Raw genomic sequence first — 18,021 nt, forward strand, 5'->3', positions numbered from 1 at the left:
TTACAATGAATGTAAAGGGACCTTGACGTAAAGTTTCCTTTACATATATACTCGGTATAAGGAAGGAGGGAAAAATTTCCTTGGAAAATAAAATGGTCGAATATCGAAAAAAATTTGGACTATCTCAAGAAAAATTGGCTGAGAAACTTGGGGTTTCCAGACAAACCATCATTTCAATTGAAAAAGGGAAATATGATCCATCACTTCCGTTAGCATTTGAAATTGCAAAAGCATTTCAGACAACGGTAGAACATGTATTTATTTATGAGGGAAAAGAAGAGGAGGAATAGAGATGAATTATTCACAAAAGTACTTTGTAATTATGGGAATTATCTTTTTAATTATGAGTGGAACTATGATATTAGCAGGTATAATGACGCATTCCGCACCACCAACTCCAACGTATACAGTACTTGCAATGATGATCATGTGCTTCTGCCTAAGCTACTTGCACCCGCAATTTAAAGAAAAAGATGAGCGAATGAAACTCATTCGTTACAAAGGAATGTTCTTCAGTTTTTTTGCGCTAACAGCATACTATCTTCTTTTCTCGATTGGCTTAAACTTAAAAGTAATTACACTATCTGCGGTTGAACTATTGAACATATTAATGGCACTTACGATGAGTACAGTCTTTATATCGTTTGTTGTTTTATCGAAAAGATATTAAGATGTAAGAGAGAAAGGAAGATTAACATATGCAAATGATGTACGCTTTTGGTATGGGGCTTGTTTTATTTTTAGCGGTGTTCCTATTTATTCGTAAAGACGTTCAAGGTGGGACGTTAACGAAAAGAGGATTTTATAAAATGATCGGCTGTTTAGTTGTTATGTTTATAGCGATTATCGTAATGATCGTTTTAATTAATAAAACATTATAGAATTTAAAAACGGAACCTTACTTTACAGTAAGGTTTTTCTATTTGAAATTAATACTAAAAATCACCATAAAAACCATTTACTAACTATATTTCCTATTATATAATCCAATAAAATGATAGAAAGGAGAATAGTATATGAACAAAAAAGCTATCTTCTTTTTATTAACATGTCTACTACTTATAGCTAGTATTACTTATATAATATGTAACAAACGAGAACATGTACCACCTATATTAGTATGGGAGGGCCAGGAATACTACATTACGAATGAACCTGCCAAAGCAGAAGAAGTCGGACAAAAACTTGGCGAAGTAACAAAGAAAATTGAAACAAGCAAACAGCCTACTAAAGATAGTGAATCCAACATATTACAAGAAAAAACAGAAGTATTTGAAATAATTTTAGAAGAAGAGGATGAAAGGCCGCCTTTAGTTGTAAAAGAACCTAATAGTGAAGAATATAGAGTAGCAAGGCCGATGTTAAAACAAGTACTATAATGAAAAGGAGATTCATATGCAGACAGTAACCTCATATCCATGGTCGTTAAGAAAAACATTTGTCTTTTTCCTTTACTTTATTCTGCCTCCTATCGGTGCCATTTACATATTGAGGAATAGAGAGGCATTACAAAAAAGAGATATCATTTCATACCTATTATTTGCGGCTACTAATATATCACTTTGGTTATCGCTTATGATTTTTGATCGAAGTATGTGGATGGTAGCGGGACATGATGTACTTGGAGTAATTGTTATTGTTTTTTCAAATATGAATAAGAGATAAACCGGCAAACTTTGCTGTTTATTATTTTATAAAGAAAGCCTTGTATATATACTACAAGGCTTTTTCGTTTTCATGGACAGAATAGAAAACAAATCATATAAATGCTATACTAAAAAATGTTTGTAATGTAAGTTTCAGACTATTGTATAGTGATGACTTACTAGAAAAGATAAGAGGAGAATGAACGTGAAAAAGGTAAAGAAATTATTGCTGCTAATGATGGTAATAGGATTAACAGTTGGTGTTCTATCAGGATGTGCAAACCCGAAAGATACTGCTGAAGAATTTTTAACAGCGATACAAAAAGGTGACCTAGAAAAGGCTCGCACATTTGTTGAAAGTGATAAAGAGTTTAGTAAACTAAATGAAAAAACAGACGATGCTGACGGAAAAGCAATGCTGAGCGCAATTACGAAAAGCTTTAAATTTGAAAAGCTAGAAGAAGTATCAAAAAAGGATGACAAAGCAGAAGTGAAAGTGAAAGTTACATCTGTTGATCTATCTATTGCCGTAACAAAAGCAATGGGAGAAGTTATGCCAATGGCTTTCGCTAGTGCCTTTAGCGAAGACAAAGAGCAATCTGAAAAAACAATAGAAAAAACAATGACATCAACTATCATCAAAAACTTATCGGATAAAGAGGCAGCAATGGCAACTCGCGAAGTTACATTGAACTTAAAGAAAGACAAAGATGGCGACTACAAAATCGTTGCTGATGACAACCTGCAAGAATTGTTATTTGCTAATGCGAAGTCTTTGGAGAAGATGTTTGGTGGGAAGTAATTGACCTAGATAAAGAAGAGACACCATATCAAGTAGTAGGTTGATATGGTGTCTCTTTTTTATGACCCCGGAGAGGTTCGAACTCACGACCTCCACCCTGTCAAGGTGGCGCTCTCCCTGCTGAGCTACGGGATCTTCAATAAATGCTTATGTAACAGCATCTTTAATAATTACGCTAAAGCAATTATATATAATTAACTGAAATTTTACAATATTTTCGTAGTAATCTTTTAAAGGTAAAGTATTTGGAATCACGCTAGTAGTGTATTAAGGAATATATAAGAAGAGCATTGAATTGAAAGTGGATCTTGAATAAACCGGTTATATTATGATTTCCGATACCAATCCAAAGGACTGTTATCACTCAAATCAACTAGAAAAGGAAATAAGAAGTGTAAAGGTAAGCTTATAAATTCTGGCATAGCGCTCAATGTTTTCTTTGATAGATATTGCCGTCCGAAGCAATACGGACAATCTTTTTCAAATGTTATGAGAAGCGACCATACATCTTTTATTTTCCACTTCGTTTTACAATACGTACAACGCGCCATGGAGTTCCTCCTCATTTTAAGGTGATTTCTAATATATTCCATTTGATCGTGCTAAAGTCAAGTGTATTTGGTGTGATAGAATGTAAGTTGGTTGGTTTTTTATATGGATGTATTCCGTAATTTATGACTAAATGAATGTAGTGTGAGGATTATATAGTAAGAGATTTTCATTTTTAATATGCAAATTGGCCAATATATCCTTTTTACAATTTTCAAGAAATCATGTATAAAAGAAGTACAAGATATTTATAAATATTCAGGAGTAGAGGGAGAATAATTGTAATGGTAAGAAAAACGTTCAAGATGCGTGTGTCTAGAAATAGAACGATTTCGATTGATGGTTCGATTCTTGATGTGGATGTGACGCATGATGAGTTTTTGCAAGAGTTCGTTGAGTGGGTCGATTCTAAAGGTTGGTCGTTTATGGGTATGACGGATGAGATTACGCCTGAGGAAGCTAGTCAAAAGTTAATAGATTCGTTGATTGATGAGAAGGATAAGAAAGAGTAATTCCTTCTTATTTTTTATTGTATATTTATGTTCCTCATCGTAAAAGTGTGATATAGTAAAAAATAGTGAATATTCTTCCAATTTAATACAAATTACATATAGATTGGTAGAGTTATTTTATAGAATGTGAAAGTAAAGTGAAAAGGGAGAGTCATATGGTAAATTTTAAGAAAATTTCGGCTTTTGTTATGGTTATTTGTTTATTTTTTTTGACACCTATGACGTTATATGCTGAGACGAATGTTGGAGTAAATCCGGAGCAAGTGGCACCTCCACCTGCGGAAGGGCCGAATGTTTTTAGTCAGTTTGCGACTACGATTGATGCGAAAACAGGAGATATGTTGTACGACAAAAATGCACATCATCGTGCGTTCCCTGCTAGTATGACGAAAGTGTTAACGGCGATTTTACTGATGGAGCATACGAAGCCAGAGGATCAATTTACGTTTTCACAATTAGCATTGGATCAAGAGAAGAGTAATTATCAAATTGAGTTTCAACCTGGTGAGACTATTAATAGAAATACCGCACTTATGATTTTAATGGTGCTGAGTGCGAATGATGTGTCGTATGCGATTGCGGAGCGTATTGGAGGAAGTGTTGAAAATTTCGCTAATATGATGAATGAAAAGGCGAAGCAATTAGGGGCTAAAGATAGCCATTTTGTAACGCCAAATGGATTGCATGATCCAAATCATTATACGACGCCATATGATATGGCCATGATTACGAGAGGTGTGCAAAAGTATCCTGAAATTTTACAAGCGATGAATACGAAAAGAACGACGGTTACGACATCTACGCAAACAGTTTCTATTTTTAATAAGTCTACTTATTTTGAAAATCCATATAGCATTGGTGGTAAGACAGGATTTACGAATGAAGCGCGCAATACGCTCGTTTTATTAAATGAGAAGGATGGAAATCGCATTATAAATGTAGTAATGGCTTCTCAAAGACCTGAAATTTATGAAGATTTGAAGCAGATGGCGGAATATTCTTTTGGGCAATTTACGAAGCAAACGGTACTAGATAAACATAGTTGGCATCAAAAGACAACGTATTTAAATAAAGATGTTGATTCTGAATTGGAAAAAAGTGCTGAGCTTATGCTAAAGAAGGATGAAGGGAAAAATGTGAAAACTACTTTCCGAGCGGCTCCATTAGATAAAGAATCTTTGTATCATAAAGGAATCCATCGTGGTGAGATAGTTGGTGCAGTTGATATTACGAAAAACAATCAAACAATTGCAACTATTAATGTTCTTTCAAAAGAAGATGTTACGTTTGCGATGCCTAAAAAAGATACAGTTGCACCTGAAGTAAAGGAATCCAATGTGAAAGTGATAAGTGTTGGGATAGGTGCGATTGTATTATTTGGAGCCATTTTATATGTAGTGCTGCGTCGAAATAAACAAGGAATGAAATCAGAAGAAAAATAAATTGCTAGTATGGAGACTGTGATGAGGTTTTGTCACGGTCTTTTTGTATGCATTTTAAAAGTGATTTAACTAATAATTGTAAATTTTCTTATTGCATTTCTGCGTTGTTCGTTATATTATTTACTTGTGTTCTTGTTAAAGAACTAAAGTGGATATTACATATTTCAAATAATATAAAACAACGGAGAGGGAGAGAGACGATGAAATTAGTTTGGAAGATTATTAGCAACGTTATCTCATTTGTTTTATTTGCATTGATGGTTTTTTTAGCTTTTGTAGTTATTTCGTCAAAAGCGAGTGGCGGGGATCCAACTGTGATGGGATATCAATTTAAATCAGTGTTATCAGGATCGATGGAACCGACATTTTTAACAGGATCAATCATTGCAATAGAGCCAACTAAAGATGGCTCTAAATATAAAAAAGGCGATGTTATTACGTTTAAAGAGAAAAATGACAAAATTATCACTCACCGTATTATCGGTGTGAAAGATACAAATGGAAAAGTAATGTATGAAACAAAAGGGGATAACAACAACGGACCAGATTTAGCACCAGTACTTGCAGAGAATGTAATCGGAAAGTATGCAGATATTACAGTTCCATACGTTGGTTATGGACTGAATTATGCGAGTTCAAAAGCGGGAGCAGCATTACTTCTTATTATTCCAGGAGTCTTTTTACTTGGTTATTCCGCGATTTCTATTTTTGGCGCTATTCGTAGCATCGACGGAGAAAAGAAAGATAAAAAAGTAGAACAATCCGTATAGTTAGTTTGGTTATATCTTCCTATTAGGAAGTTAACAAATATATATTATGGGGGATTTGGACATGACTTTAAAGAAAAAATTAGGAATGGGTATCGCATCAGCAGTACTAGGAGCAGCATTAGTTGGTGGAGGAACATTTGCATTCTTTAGCGACAAAGAAGTGTCAAACAATACATTTGCGGCTGGTACACTTGATTTAGCGGCAAACCCATCGACAGTTGTTGATGTATCGAATTTAAAGCCTGGCGATACAATTAAAAGAGATTTTAAACTAGAGAATAAAGGCTCTTTAGACATTAAAAAAGTTTTACTAAAAACAGATTACAAAGTAATCGATGCGAAGGGCGACAATAAAGATGATTTTGGTAAACATATTAAAGTAACATTCTTAAAGAATGTAGATAAGCATGAAACAATTGTAAAAGAAACAACGCTAGATAAATTGAAGGGTGACACACTTACAGCGGTAGACAATGATTTATCTGCTTGGTTCTGGGATGAAAAAGGTATTTCTGCAGGTAAGTCTGATAAATTCGCAGTGAAATTTGAGTTTGTTGATAATAAAAAAGACCAAAATGAATTCCAAGGCGATAAACTAAATTTAACTTGGACGTTTGATGCACAACAAACAGAAGGTGAAGCAAGATAATAATAAAAAAGGGCTATCACATGGATAGCCCTTTTTCTATTTTTCTAGCATATGGCTATCATTTTGTATAGTTCTTTATTATAATAAAGATAATGTTCTGTATAAAGAACGCATTGTTCGATGGGAGAGATTAAGATGCTGAAAAGACCGCGTAATTTAAAAAAGATGCTTATATTGCCGTGTGTGTGCTCTATTACGTTTTATTTAGGATCTCAAGTCATGACGCATACAGAAGCGGCATTTATTCATGAAACGAAAGTAGAAGCGACGCTTTCTACAGCAATTATATTTCCGAAAACAGTTAATACGTTAAAAGAGCAAGCTGAGCAACATAAACAGTTTATTGAGCATGAGTATGGAACAATGAAGTGGAAATTGAAAGCAACTTCTATTGAAGAAATAGAACAGGCAATTGTAGTATGGCAGCAAGGACGTGAGAAAATTACTTCTGAGAAGGAAGCTTTACAAAATGTATATACTGCAATAGAAATTCCTTATAATCAAATACAAGAAGAATTAAAGGGAAATAAAGATGAGTCGATTCAGCAAGTAGCTTTATATGTGAATGAAGGCTTTCGCAGTATAAAAGAGAAGCGCGATTATATTGAGAAAGAAGTTAGCTTGCAAGCTATTGATGAACAGATCCAGGCTCTCCAGCAACAATTAAATGTTGCAATTGAAGCGGAAGGGCAAAAGAAAGTAGAAGAACAGAAGAAAGTAGAAGAACAGAAGAAAGTAGAAGAACAGAAGAAAGTAGAAGAACAGAAGAAAGTAGAAGAACAGAAGAAAGTAGAAGAACAGAAGAAGATAGAAGAACAGAAGAAAGTAGAAGAACAGAAGAAGATAGAAGAACAGAAGAAAGCAGAAGAACAGAAGAAGATAGAAGAACAGAAGAAAGTAGAAGAACAGAAGAAAGTAGAAGAACAAAAGAAAGTAGAAGAACAGAAGAAGATAGAAGAACAAAAGAAAGCAGAAGAGAAAAAGAAGGTAGAAGAACAGAAACAAACAGAAACAGCTAAGTAGCCTGAGCAAGTGATTTAATGAGAATGCTACTTCAACTAAGCAATAATATTGTGGCTAGCACGACTTAGAGATCGTCATGAAAGAGAATAATGTATATAAGTGTGAGGGAGTATTTATCCTCGCACTTATTGTCTTGCTCTCGTGTGCTTCTAATAGAAAATGTGTTGGAACGAGCTAAAAAGACTGAAAAATCAAAACAATATTGAGAAATAAAAATAATTGAAAATACTAAAAAAATATGGTTGTATTTATATAGGTTTGTTCGTTATAATGAACTTAAGGTTTTTAGAAAAGAACAAATATTAGCTAAGCTAATATAGTTTTAGTTACACCTCTTATTTTGAAATAAGAGATAAAAATACAAAAAACAGCTAGGGGGAATTGATTGTGAGTCTGAAAAAGAAATTAGGTATGGGAGTTGCATCAGCAGCATTGGGGTTATCTTTAATTGGTGGAGGAACATTTGCATTCTTTAGTGATAAAGAAGTATCGAACAATACATTTGCAGCTGGGACGTTAGATCTTACATTAAACCCTAAAACGCTTGTAGATATTAAAGATTTAAAACCAGGGGATTCTGTTAAGAAAGAGTTCTTATTAAAGAACGACGGTACGTTAGCGATTAAAGACGTTAAATTAGCGACAAAGTATACTGTTAAAGATGCAAAAGGTGATAATGCTGGTGAAGATTTTGGTAAGCACATTAAAGTGAAATTCCTTTGGAACTGGGATAAACAAAGTGAGCCTGTATATGAAACAACTTTAGCAGATTTACAAAATGTGGATCCAGATGTTTTAGCTAAAGACATCTTTGCTCCAGAGTGGGCAGAGAACGGTGGTCTAGCACCAAATTCAGAAGACTATCTATGGGTACAATTTGTATTCGAAGATGATGGTAAAGATCAAAACAAATTCCAAGGCGATTCATTGAACTTAGAATGGACATTCAATGCTAACCAAACAGATGGCGAAGAAAAATAATAAAGCAAAAAGCGGGGATTCCCCCGCTTTTTTTTATAAAGAAAAAAAGAAGTGCCCGTTTTAAGCACTCTTTCATATGTATTATTGTTGATTTTTCTTCCATTGTGTAAATTCAAGAAATTCACGAAACTGTTCTTTTGAGACACCGGAGCTCATCGCATCTTTAACGAGTTGTGTCCATTCGGAGTCTAGATGACTTTCTGTTGTTGTTTCATCGTGAAGTAACGTATCAACTGGAATTTGTAGAACAGCTGAAATTTTTTCGAGAAACTGAATGGAAGGGTTTTTTTGTAAATTTCGTTCTATAGAACTAATGTAAGATTTAGCTACACCAGCTTTTTCGGCGAGTTCTGTTAGTGAAATGCCCTTTTGTAAACGAAGGCGTTTTATACGTTCTCCTATCATATTTGCGCACCTTTCTATCAATATGTAGTCGTCTTATGATGTGATTATTATAACATAAACTTCGTTAAAAAGAACGAGGCTATTGAGCCTGGCTCGTATGCTTCATACGTTGGAAAAAGTGTTCAATATCTTGCAGGGCAATGCCAGCATCTAGAGCTTCAAGTATTAAATCAATCCATTCTTGATCTAGTGAGTCAGCCTTATCTTTGTACAAATGTAATTCCTCCCTAATTATTGGTCATAATTGCTGCTACATAGTAGACGATAATTAATCGAATTTTATATTTTATGTATCAAATTATCGAATATTGTGTAGATGAAACAAAGATAAAATCCCCATTAAATTCTCTCTATGGAAATTATAAGGTTTCTGCCAAAAATTTTCAATATTTTCTGAAAACATTGTTGAATTGTGATATATTCGTATACTAACTATGAAATTTTTACAAATATATTAAAAAAATTACATAATATAACTAAATATTGAAAATATATTGAATTTTTAATAATATAGAGTATGTAATACATATTTTATATTAGGGGAGGCAATAAGGGATGAACAAGAAACCATTTAAAGTGTTATCATCAATTGCTTTGACAGCTGTTCTAGGCTTGTCGTTTGGTGCTGGAAGCCAGTCTGTATATGCTGAAACGCCGGAGAACAAGACAGCTACAAGCCCAGTTGATGATCACTTAATCCCAGAAGAGAGATTAGCAAATGCGCTAAAAGAACGTGGGGTAATTGATTCGTCGGCTTCAGAGACAGAAACAAAGAAAGCTGTCGAAAAGTATGTAGAGAAGAAAAAGGGTGAAAATCCTGGAAAAGAAGCGACAAATGGGGACCAACTTACGAAAGATGCATCTGACTTTTTAAAGAAAGTGAAAGATGCGAAAGCAGAAACGAAAGAAAAATCAGAGCAACCAGCAAACGGGACTGCAGCAGGAACAGGTCCAGTTAAAGGGGGCTTAAATGGTAAAGTACCAACTTCACCAGCAAAACAAAAAGGATATAACGGTGAAGTTCGTAAAGACAAAGTACTCGTTTTACTTGTAGAGTATGCTGATTTCAAACATAACAATATTGATAAAGAGCCTGGCTATATGTATTCGAACGATTTTAATAAAGAGCATTATGAAAAAATGTTATTCGGTAACGAGCCGTTTACGTTAGATGATGGAAGTAAAATTGAAACGTTTAAACAATATTATGAAGAGCAATCAGGTGGTAGTTACACAGTGGACGGAACAGTCACAAAATGGTTAACAGTTCCAGGTAAAGCTGCTGATTACGGTGCAGATGCTGGTACAGGTCATGATAATAAAGGACCAAAAGGACCACGTGATCTAGTAAAAGATGCATTAAAAGCGGCTGTAGATAGCGGACTTGATTTATCACAGTTTGATCAGTTCGATCAATATGATGTAAATGGTGATGGGAATCAAAATCAACCGGACGGTTTAATCGATCACTTAATGATTATTCATGCGGGTGTTGGACAAGAAGCTGGCGGTGGTAAATTAGGTGATGATGCAATTTGGTCACATCGCTGGACAGTTGGACCAAAACCATTCGCAATTGAAGGTACAAAAGCGAAAGTTCCATATTGGGGCGGAAATATGGCAGCATTCGACTACACAATTGAACCAGAAGATGGCGCGGTTGGTGTATTCGCACATGAATATGGCCATGATTTAGGTCTTCCAGATGAGTATGATACACAGTATAGCGGTCAGGGTGAACCGGTTGAAGCTTGGTCTATTATGAGTGGCGGAAGCTGGGCTGGTAAAATCGCAGGAACAACGCCAACGAGTTTATCACCACAAAATAAAGAGTTTTTCCAAAAAACAATCGGTGGTAACTGGGCGAACATCGTAGAAGTAGATTACGAGAAATTAAATAAAGGTATCGGTCTTGCAACATACTTAGACCAAAGTGTTACGAAGTCAGATCGTCCAGGTCTGATTCGTGTTAACTTACCAGATAAAGATGTAAAAGGAATTCAGCCTGCATTTGGTAAACAGTATTACTACAGCACAAAAGGTGATGACCTTCATACAACGATGGAAACGCCACTATTCGATTTAACGAAAGCAACGACTGCAAAATTCGATTATAAGTCATTGTATGAAATCGAAGCAGAGTACGATTTCCTTGAAGTACACGCTGTAACAGAAGATGGACAAAAAACGTTGATTGAAAGAATTGGTGAGAAAGCAAATAGTGGAAATGCAGCTACGACAAATGGAAAATGGGTTGATAAATCATATGATTTAAGTCAATTCAAAGGTAAGAAAGTGAAACTAGTATTTGAATATATTACAGACGGTGGATTGGCGTTAAATGGATTTACACTTGATAATGCGTCACTAACTGTAGATGGAAATGTTGCATTCTCTGATGATGCAGAAGGTACACCACAATTCAAATTGGACGGTTTCGTTGCATCTAACGGAATGGATAAGAAAAAGCATAACTACTATGTAGAGTGGAGAAACTATGCGGGTTCAGATAACGCATTGAAATTTGCTCGCGGTCCAGTATATAACACTGGTATGGTTGTATGGTATGCGGATTCAGCTTACACAGATAACTGGGTTGGCATACATCCAGGACATGGTTTCCTTGGTGTAGTTGACTCTCATCCAGAAGCAATTGCAGGAACTTTAAATGGCAAACCAACATTTAAAAGCAGTACGCGATTCCAAATTGCTGATTCGGCGTTCTCATTCGACAAAACGCCAGCTTGGAAAGTGGTATCTCCAACGCGTGGAACATTCGTATACGATGGATTACCAGGAGTACCGAAGTTTGATGACTCTAAAAAGTATATTAATGAGCAAATTCCAGATGCAGGACGTATTTTACCGAAGCTTGGTCTGAAGTTTGAAGTAGTAGGACAAGCTGATGATAACTCTGCAGGTGCTGTTCGTTTATATCGTTAATACAGTAAAACTACCGGGAGATTTTCTTTCGGTAGTTTTTTTGTGAGCAATGAATTTTATATAAAGGGAAAAGTTATATATAATGTAACTTTAAGAATAGAAATTTGTTACATATGAAGTCTATATAAATAATGAAAGAATTGGATAAAAATAGTGGGAGAAGGTGAGTGCATGAGTATTTCCTCTATTGTAAATAAACAAAAGGAATATTTTTACAAAGGACATACGAGAAGTGTAGAGACGAGAAAGAATAATTTGAAGAAGCTTTATGATGGAATTCAGCGTTTTGAGGATGAGATTTTTCAAGCGTTGAAATTAGATTTGAATAAATCAGTTCACGAATCATTTACAACAGAAATTGGATATGTACTAAAAGAGATTTCTTTTCAAATGAAGCATATTTCATCTTGGAGTAAACCAAAGCGTGTTCGCACAGCTCTTACTCATTTTGGATCGAAGGGGAAAGTAGTGCCAGAACCGTATGGTGTGACGCTTATTATCGCACCGTGGAACTATCCGTTTCAATTAGCAATTGCCCCACTCGTAGGAGCATTGGCAGCCGGAAATACAGTCGTTTTAAAGCCGTCAGAGTTAACGCCAAACGTTTCAAAAGTGCTTACGAGAATGCTAGAAGAATTATTCCCAGAAGAGCTTGTATCGGTAGTAGAAGGCGGTGTTGAGGAAAGCACTGCACTTTTAAAGGAACCGTTTGACTATATTTTCTTTACAGGTAGTGTTGGTGTTGGAAAAGTTGTGATGGAAGCAGCGGCGAAAAAATTAACGCCTCTTACGTTAGAGCTTGGCGGGAAAAGCCCATGTATTGTACATAAAGATGCAAAGCTAGATGTAACCGCAAGACGTATCGTTTGGGGCAAGTTTTTGAATGCTGGGCAGACGTGTGTAGCGCCTGATTATATGTACGTTCATTCTTCAGTGAAAGAGCAGTTAATCGAGGCATTACGACATGAAATCGCAGAGCAATATGGAAAAGATGCTTTGCAAAATGATAATTATGTGCGAATTGTGAGTGAGCGTCATTTTGAACGTCTATGTACATTTTTGCAAGACGGTAAACCTGTGATTGGCGGGAATTATACGAAAGAAACATTACACATAGAGCCTACAGTGTTAACGAATGTTACATGGCAAAGTGCTGTTATGGAAGATGAAATTTTTGGACCTATTTTACCAATTATAGAATACGACAAAATAGAAGAGGTAATTGAAACGATTCAGCACCATCCAAAGCCGTTAGCACTATATGTATTTTCTGAAGATAGAAAAGTGCAAGAGAAAGTGACGAGTAATATTTCATATGGCGGAGGATGTATAAATGATGTCGTATATCATCTTGCAACGCCATATTTACCTTTTGGGGGCGTTGGAAGTAGTGGGTTAGGCAGCTATCACGGTGAACAAAGTTTTCGGACTTTTTCACATTATAAAAGCATTTTGTCCCAATCTACAGCATTTGACATGAAAATTCGTTACTCTTCTACAAAAAGTGCTTTAAAATTCATACGAAAGTTGTTAAAATGATGATGGTGTTTATCAGTAGGCGTAGCCGTATGATAAAAACCCCTTCGCAACTGAAGGGGTTTTTCTGTTCGACATATGTATCATGCGAAAATGAATCAAACATACTACATAAAGAATAGAAGAGAACGCTGCTAAACAACCATTTTTGTTTGGATCGAAACAAAAAATAGTCTATAGAACATAAATATTTATTCATGAATATAAAAATTAAAATTTAAGGTAGATAGGACGGGAAAATGAAAAAGATTATTAAAGTTGAAGCAGTAGAAAAACATTTTGGAAATCAAGTGATTATCCCCCCTCTTTCTTTAGATATTAAAGAAGGAGAATTTTTAACAATTTTAGGACCGAGTGGTTGCGGGAAAACGACTTTACTTCGTATGATCGCAGGATTTGAAACGCCAACTAAAGGGAATCTTTTATTAGATGATGAAAAGATTAACGATTTGCCGCCATACAAGCGTCATATGAATTTAGTGTTCCAACATTACGCACTATTCCCACATATGAATGTTGAAAAAAATATTTGTTTCGGTATGAAAATGCAAAAAGTATCAGCAACAGAACAGAAAGAACGTGCGGAAGAGGCAATGCGTTTAACGCAGTTACTTGAGTTCCGTAATCGTAAACCGTCGAAGCTTTCTGGTGGACAGCAACAGCGTGTAGCAATTGCAAGAGCAATTGTAAACAACCCACGTGTATTACTATTAGATGAGCCACTTGGAGCGCTTGACTTTAAGTTAAGAAAAGATTTGCAACGTGAATTGAAAAACTTACAACGTAATTTAGGAATTACGTTCATATATGTAACGCACGATCAAGAAGAAGCAATGAGTATGAGTGATCGTATTGTCGTTATGAATAAAGGGCATATCGAACAAGTCGGCACGCCTAAAGAAATTTACAATCAACCGAAAACATTGTTTGTTGCAACGTTCATCGGTGAAAATAATATCGTGAAAAATGGGGAAAACTACGTAGCAGTTCGCCCTGAAAATGTAAAAGTTCGCTCGGTTGAAGAGCCAATTTTAAAAGAATACCACCTTGGGCATATTGAAGATATTGAATTTGTTGGAAATATGGAAAAGCTATATGTACGTGAGGAGAAAACATCGGAATTACTAATGGCATATCAAACTGCTGAAGAAGCAACGCAGTGGAGCATTGGAGATAATGTATATGTAGGCTGGGAGCAAGAGGACGAGGTGACCTTAAATTGAAGAAAGGGAAATTACTCGCATTACCTACAGTCGTATGGCTGTTACTCTTCTTCCTAATTCCACTTCTGTTCGTATTAGCATTTGCCTTCATGCAGCGCGGAGCATACGGGACAGTGGAAATGAAATTTACATTAGATAACATAGCGCGTGTGTTTGATCCATTATATATGGGGACGTTATGGGAAACAGTGAAAATTGCGGTTATTACGACAGTACTATGTTTATTAATCGGTTATCCATTTGCCTATACAATTACAATTGTTGATCGTAAATATCGTTCTATCCTTTTATTATTGGCAACGATCCCGTTCTGGATTAACTTCCTTGTTCGTTCATACGCATGGATTGTTATTTTACGTTCACAAGGTCTTGTAAACACATTGCTATTGAAACTAGGTATTATTAGTGAACCTTTAAATCTGTTATACAATACACCTTCTGTAATACTCGGAATGGTATATTCTTTATTACCATTTATGATTTTACCAGTGTATGCAGCAATTGAGCAGCTTGATAAGCGTAAGCTAGAGGCAGCTTATGATTTAGGAGCAACACCAGTAAAGGCATTTTGGAATGTAACAGTACCGATGACGATGTCAGGGATTACTACTGGTTCTATTTTAGTATTCGTTTCCTCTATCGGAATGTTTGTTGTATCAGACGTTATGGGTGGATCGAAAGTAGCATTAATCGGAAACGTAATTCAAAACCAATTCTTAGGTTCACGTGACTGGCCGTTTGGTTCCGCGTTATCTATGATTGTTGTTCTATTCTCTGTTCTGTTAATTTACTTATATTATCGTGCAACGAAAGTATATAAATATGATGGAAACGGAGGGGAATAGGCAAAAATGAAGAAGTTTTTAGTTTCTTATTCTTGGTTAATCTTATTGTTTTTGTATTTTCCAATGATGGTTTTAATGGTATATTCCTTCAACGATTCTCGCATTAATGCGGAATGGGAGGGCTTTACACTCCATTGGTATACAGATTTATTTCAAAAACAAGATGTTATTGATGCGTTTGTAAATAGTATTACGATTGCTCTTATAACGACAATTGTGACGACAGTTCTTGGTGTGATTTTTGCTATTGCATTACACCGTTACAAATATCGTTTTGAAGGGGCCATTAACGGTCTTGTATATTTACCAATTTTAATTCCTGATATTTTAATGGGATTATCTTTACTTATCCTATTTAGTCAATTAGGTATGGAACTTGGAAAAACAACAATTATTATTGCACACATTACATTCAGTATTTCATTTGTTGTTGTTATTTTAGCGGCACGTCTTTCTGGTATGGGACGTGATTTAGAAGAGGCTGCAAACGATTTAGGAGCAACGCCGTGGCAAACGTTTCGTTATGTAACGTTTCCAGCAATTGCACCAGGAGTTATTTCAGCCGCATTATTAACATTCACATTATCGATTGATGATTTTGTAATTAGTTTCTTCGTATCAGGACCAGGATCAACAACATTGCCATTATACATTTATAGTATGGTTAAGCGCGGAGTATCACCTGAAATTAATGCTCTTTCTACAATATTAATTGTTGTAATTGTAGGATTAATGGTGCTATCGGAAATTTTCCGTAATAAAGGTGCAGACGGTGAAGAAAACTCTGGAGGACACCTTCCTTTATAATACGAATGATATAGAAAGAACGAGGAGGTAAAAAATCAATGAAATTGACGAAGACATTAGCTGGCGCAGCTATTAGCTTCGGCCTTGTTGCAGGTGTACTTGCGGGCTGTGGTGAGAAGAAAGAAGAATTGAATATTTATAGCTGGGCTGACAACTTTGATGAGCAAGTTTTAAAAGATTTTGAAAAGAAATATAACGTGAAAATTAACTATGATAAATATGCAAGTAATGAAGAAATGCTTGCGAAATTACAAGCTGGTGGCGCGACATATGATTTAATTCAGCCATCTGATTACATGGTGAAAACGATGGCGAAGATGGACTTATTAGCGCCTTTAGATAAGAAGAACATCCCGAACATCGAGAACCTTGTTTCTAACTTTAAAACACCTGCATTTGATCCAGAGAATAAGTATTCTCTAGTATATACTTGGGGTGTAACAGGCATTGCATATAATAAAAAGTATGTGAAAGAAACACCTACAAGCTGGAATGATTTATGGAACGAGAAATATAAAGGACATGTTACTTTATTAAACGATTCTCGTGAAGTATTAGGAATGGGACTTAAGAAAAATGGTTTCTCTAATAGCACGAAAGAGGATGCACAGTTAAAGACAGCGTCTAATGATTTACAGAAGCTACTTCCAAACTTATTAGCATTTGATACAGATAATATTAAACAAAAATTCATTACAGAAGATGCGTGGATCGGGACAGTTTGGTCTGGAGACGCAGCATTTATTGCGAAAGATAACAAAGATGTAGGATACGTTGTACCAAAAGAAGGAGGCACAATTTGGGCTGACACGTTAGCGATTCCAAAAGGTGCGAAACATAAAGAACTTGCAGAGAAGTTTATGAACTACTTATTAGATGAAAAAGTAAGTGTGAAAAACTACGAGTCAATTGGTTACAGTAATCCAAATGAAAAAGCTCATCCTCTTCATAGTAAAGAATATCGTGATAATCACATGATCTTCTTAACAAAAGAAGAATTAGATCGTACAGAGTGGCTTGTTGATGTAGACGATAAGTTAAAAGACTACGATCGCTACTGGACAGAGCTGAAAACAAAAGGTAAATAAGTAAGAAAATGCGGTTTCTAAAGTAGAAATCGCATTTTTTCATAGTAGGAGGAAATCGATTGAAGAAAAAGTTACATCAGTATGAATTAATGTGTATCATTTTGTTGTTTGTTCTATTTAGCATCATCGCTTGGAGGGTACATGTAGGTGGTGTTACAATGATGGATACATACGTACGTGATATGGTGAAAGGATTACAAACGGAAAGCTCACTTACATTCTTCACATACTTTACAAAGTTAGGATCTGCAATTGGAGTTATAACGACACTAATTATAAGCTTGTTCGTTTTTTGGAAAAAGCGTTATTATGCTGCTATGATTGTGTATCCAATGGCTATATTAACGACACATCTTGTTAATAAAGGGATAAAAGAAATTGCAAAAAGAGACCGCCCATCATTAAATGAGGCACTTGACGCACTTGGGTATAGCTTCCCAAGTGGACATGCAATGCTATCTATCATAACATTCGGTTTTCTTGCCTATATCATTGCTGCGAATGTGAAAAGTATAGCTGGAAAATGTGGTATTACGATTTCGATGGGCATATTAATTATATTGATTGGATTAAGTAGAGTCATTTTAAATGTACATTATCCAACCGATATTTTAGCAGGTTACTGCGCAGGTGGCATTTTGTTAATCATCGCAATTTATTGTCATCGTTTACTTACCGAGAGATTGGGACTTAATAACGAGAGATAGAAAAACGTCTAGAAAAACTAGTATTATAGTTTTCCTAGACGTTTTTTGTTTATGGGGAGATGTGATACAGTATAAATGATAAGTGAATTATAT

At 35.4% G+C, this 18,021-nt stretch carries 22 protein-coding genes and 1 tRNA gene; 19 read left to right on the forward strand and 4 right to left on the reverse strand.

The genetic code is table 11. The annotated features are described in order from the left end of the window. Positions 1-80 precede the first annotated feature (80 nt). The 6 genes from NSQ47_RS01235 (at position 81) to NSQ47_RS01260 (ending at position 2,448) form a co-directional block, all read left to right on the forward strand. Positions 81-290: a helix-turn-helix transcriptional regulator gene (locus NSQ47_RS01235; protein WP_341035893.1), complete on the forward strand. Its 210-nt coding sequence runs from the start codon at positions 81-83 to the stop codon at positions 288-290. A 2-nt stretch (positions 291-292) separates the two neighbouring features. Next, positions 293-670, forward strand: coding sequence for a permease (locus tag NSQ47_RS01240; RefSeq protein WP_341035894.1), 378 nt, complete (start codon positions 293-295; stop codon positions 668-670). Between the two features lie 28 nt (positions 671-698). Continuing rightward, entirely contained in the window at positions 699-881 is a 183-nt protein-coding gene (locus NSQ47_RS01245; protein WP_002011459.1) for a DUF3976 domain-containing protein, read from the forward strand. Positions 882-1,016: 135 nt separating this feature from the next. Next, on the forward strand, positions 1,017-1,379 hold the full coding sequence (locus NSQ47_RS01250; protein ID WP_341035896.1) for a hypothetical protein: 363 nt from the start codon (positions 1,017-1,019) through the stop codon (positions 1,377-1,379). 16 nt (positions 1,380-1,395) lie between these two features. Next, entirely contained in the window at positions 1,396-1,665 is a 270-nt protein-coding gene (locus NSQ47_RS01255) for a hypothetical protein (protein ID WP_341035898.1), read from the forward strand. A 186-nt stretch (positions 1,666-1,851) separates the two neighbouring features. After that, entirely contained in the window at positions 1,852-2,448 is a 597-nt protein-coding gene (locus tag NSQ47_RS01260; RefSeq protein ID WP_341035900.1) for a hypothetical protein, read from the forward strand. Between the two features lie 62 nt (positions 2,449-2,510). Here the strand turns inward: NSQ47_RS01260 and NSQ47_RS01265 are convergent. Both NSQ47_RS01265 and NSQ47_RS01270 read right to left on the reverse strand, forming a co-directional pair. After that, a tRNA-Val gene (locus NSQ47_RS01265) sits at positions 2,511-2,583 on the reverse strand. A gap of 191 nt (positions 2,584-2,774) precedes the next feature. Beyond that, positions 2,775-2,999, reverse strand: coding sequence for a hypothetical protein (locus NSQ47_RS01270; protein WP_088078048.1), 225 nt, complete (start codon positions 2,997-2,999; stop codon positions 2,775-2,777). Positions 3,000-3,281: 282 nt separating this feature from the next. On the opposite strand from NSQ47_RS01270, the gene NSQ47_RS01275 reads away from it, so the two are divergent. From NSQ47_RS01275 to calY, 6 genes are all read left to right on the forward strand, one after another. Next, positions 3,282-3,509 carry a hypothetical protein gene (locus tag NSQ47_RS01275; protein ID WP_002201289.1) on the forward strand — a complete coding sequence of 76 codons (228 nt, stop codon included), beginning with the start codon at positions 3,282-3,284 and terminating at the stop codon, positions 3,507-3,509. Between the two features lie 155 nt (positions 3,510-3,664). Then, entirely contained in the window at positions 3,665-4,951 is a 1,287-nt protein-coding gene (locus NSQ47_RS01280; RefSeq protein WP_341035904.1) for a D-alanyl-D-alanine carboxypeptidase family protein, read from the forward strand. A 200-nt stretch (positions 4,952-5,151) separates the two neighbouring features. After that, positions 5,152-5,721, forward strand: coding sequence for a signal peptidase I SipW (gene sipW, locus NSQ47_RS01285; RefSeq protein ID WP_341035906.1), 570 nt, complete (start codon positions 5,152-5,154; stop codon positions 5,719-5,721). 61 nt (positions 5,722-5,782) lie between these two features. Continuing rightward, positions 5,783-6,370 carry a CalY family protein gene (locus tag NSQ47_RS01290; protein WP_078173280.1) on the forward strand — a complete coding sequence of 196 codons (588 nt, stop codon included), beginning with the start codon at positions 5,783-5,785 and terminating at the stop codon, positions 6,368-6,370. Positions 6,371-6,505: 135 nt separating this feature from the next. Further along, a complete protein-coding gene (locus tag NSQ47_RS01295) occupies positions 6,506-7,393 on the forward strand; it encodes a DUF4047 domain-containing protein (protein WP_341035907.1) in 888 nt (295 codons plus the stop codon). Between the two features lie 387 nt (positions 7,394-7,780). Further along, the gene (gene calY / locus NSQ47_RS01300) at positions 7,781-8,374 is read left to right on the forward strand and encodes a biofilm matrix protein CalY (protein ID WP_088078056.1); all 594 of its coding nucleotides are present in this window, start codon (positions 7,781-7,783) and stop codon (positions 8,372-8,374) included. 81 nt (positions 8,375-8,455) lie between these two features. Here calY and NSQ47_RS01305 read toward each other — a convergent pair whose 3' ends face one another. Further along, positions 8,456-8,779 carry a helix-turn-helix domain-containing protein gene (locus tag NSQ47_RS01305; RefSeq protein WP_002064339.1) on the reverse strand — a complete coding sequence of 108 codons (324 nt, stop codon included), beginning with the start codon at positions 8,777-8,779 and terminating at the stop codon, positions 8,456-8,458. 79 nt (positions 8,780-8,858) lie between these two features. Further along, positions 8,859-8,993 (reverse strand): anti-repressor SinI family protein, encoded by a 135-nt coding sequence (locus tag NSQ47_RS01310; RefSeq protein ID WP_002011474.1) that lies wholly within the window; start codon positions 8,991-8,993, stop codon positions 8,859-8,861. Between the two features lie 341 nt (positions 8,994-9,334). Between NSQ47_RS01310 and inhA1 the strand changes: the two genes are divergently transcribed. The 7 genes from inhA1 to NSQ47_RS01345 all read left to right on the forward strand — a co-directional run bounded on the left by inhA1 (position 9,335) and on the right by NSQ47_RS01345 (position 17,928). Continuing rightward, a complete protein-coding gene (inhA1, locus tag NSQ47_RS01315) occupies positions 9,335-11,722 on the forward strand; it encodes a M6 family metalloprotease immune inhibitor InhA1 (protein ID WP_002158773.1) in 2,388 nt (795 codons plus the stop codon). A gap of 171 nt (positions 11,723-11,893) precedes the next feature. Further along, positions 11,894-13,261 (forward strand): aldehyde dehydrogenase, encoded by a 1,368-nt coding sequence (locus tag NSQ47_RS01320; protein WP_016104227.1) that lies wholly within the window; start codon positions 11,894-11,896, stop codon positions 13,259-13,261. Between the two features lie 236 nt (positions 13,262-13,497). Continuing rightward, the gene (gene potA / locus NSQ47_RS01325; protein ID WP_002011479.1) at positions 13,498-14,481 is read left to right on the forward strand and encodes a spermidine/putrescine ABC transporter ATP-binding protein PotA; all 984 of its coding nucleotides are present in this window, start codon (positions 13,498-13,500) and stop codon (positions 14,479-14,481) included. Further along, positions 14,478-15,326: a spermidine/putrescine ABC transporter permease PotB gene (gene potB / locus NSQ47_RS01330; RefSeq protein ID WP_002126118.1), complete on the forward strand. Its 849-nt coding sequence runs from the start codon at positions 14,478-14,480 to the stop codon at positions 15,324-15,326. The genes potA and potB overlap by 4 nt, the downstream gene beginning before the upstream one ends. A gap of 6 nt (positions 15,327-15,332) precedes the next feature. Then, on the forward strand, positions 15,333-16,133 hold the full coding sequence (potC, locus tag NSQ47_RS01335) for a spermidine/putrescine ABC transporter permease PotC (protein ID WP_002149696.1): 801 nt from the start codon (positions 15,333-15,335) through the stop codon (positions 16,131-16,133). 38 nt (positions 16,134-16,171) lie between these two features. Further along, a complete protein-coding gene (gene potD, locus NSQ47_RS01340; RefSeq protein WP_341035911.1) occupies positions 16,172-17,221 on the forward strand; it encodes a spermidine/putrescine ABC transporter substrate-binding protein PotD in 1,050 nt (349 codons plus the stop codon). 59 nt (positions 17,222-17,280) lie between these two features. Then, positions 17,281-17,928 carry a phosphatase PAP2 family protein gene (locus NSQ47_RS01345; protein ID WP_002158770.1) on the forward strand — a complete coding sequence of 216 codons (648 nt, stop codon included), beginning with the start codon at positions 17,281-17,283 and terminating at the stop codon, positions 17,926-17,928. Positions 17,929-18,021: the final 93 nt, after the last annotated feature.

Origin of the sequence: Bacillus sp. FSL R10-2780 (assembly GCF_038006125.1) — a bacterium.
In the GTDB taxonomy this organism is placed as follows: Bacteria; Bacillota; Bacilli; order Bacillales; family Bacillaceae_G; genus Bacillus_A; species Bacillus_A cereus_U.

Bases quoted from the DNA above. Each gene is read 5' to 3' on its own strand.
- NSQ47_RS01240 (WP_341035894.1), top strand. From the start codon at position 293: ATGAATTATTCACAAAAGTACTTTGTAATTATGGGAATTATCTTTTTA.
- NSQ47_RS01290 (WP_078173280.1), top strand. From the start codon at position 5,783: ATGACTTTAAAGAAAAAATTAGGAATGGGTATCGCATCAGCAGTACTA.
- NSQ47_RS01250 (WP_341035896.1), top strand. From the start codon at position 1,017: ATGAACAAAAAAGCTATCTTCTTTTTATTAACATGTCTACTACTTATA.
- NSQ47_RS01275 (WP_002201289.1), top strand. From the start codon at position 3,282: ATGGTAAGAAAAACGTTCAAGATGCGTGTGTCTAGAAATAGAACGATT.
- NSQ47_RS01280 (WP_341035904.1), top strand. From the start codon at position 3,665: ATGGTAAATTTTAAGAAAATTTCGGCTTTTGTTATGGTTATTTGTTTA.
- NSQ47_RS01255 (WP_341035898.1), top strand. From the start codon at position 1,396: ATGCAGACAGTAACCTCATATCCATGGTCGTTAAGAAAAACATTTGTC.
- sipW (WP_341035906.1), top strand. From the start codon at position 5,152: ATGAAATTAGTTTGGAAGATTATTAGCAACGTTATCTCATTTGTTTTA.
- NSQ47_RS01295 (WP_341035907.1), top strand. From the start codon at position 6,506: ATGCTGAAAAGACCGCGTAATTTAAAAAAGATGCTTATATTGCCGTGT.
- potA (WP_002011479.1), top strand. From the start codon at position 13,498: ATGAAAAAGATTATTAAAGTTGAAGCAGTAGAAAAACATTTTGGAAAT.
- potD (WP_341035911.1), top strand. From the start codon at position 16,172: ATGAAATTGACGAAGACATTAGCTGGCGCAGCTATTAGCTTCGGCCTT.
- NSQ47_RS01270 (WP_088078048.1), bottom strand. From the start codon at position 2,999: ATGGCGCGTTGTACGTATTGTAAAACGAAGTGGAAAATAAAAGATGTA.
- potC (WP_002149696.1), top strand. From the start codon at position 15,333: ATGAAGAAGTTTTTAGTTTCTTATTCTTGGTTAATCTTATTGTTTTTG.
- NSQ47_RS01305 (WP_002064339.1), bottom strand. From the start codon at position 8,779: ATGATAGGAGAACGTATAAAACGCCTTCGTTTACAAAAGGGCATTTCA.
- NSQ47_RS01320 (WP_016104227.1), top strand. From the start codon at position 11,894: ATGAGTATTTCCTCTATTGTAAATAAACAAAAGGAATATTTTTACAAA.
- inhA1 (WP_002158773.1), top strand. From the start codon at position 9,335: ATGAACAAGAAACCATTTAAAGTGTTATCATCAATTGCTTTGACAGCT.
- NSQ47_RS01245 (WP_002011459.1), top strand. From the start codon at position 699: ATGCAAATGATGTACGCTTTTGGTATGGGGCTTGTTTTATTTTTAGCG.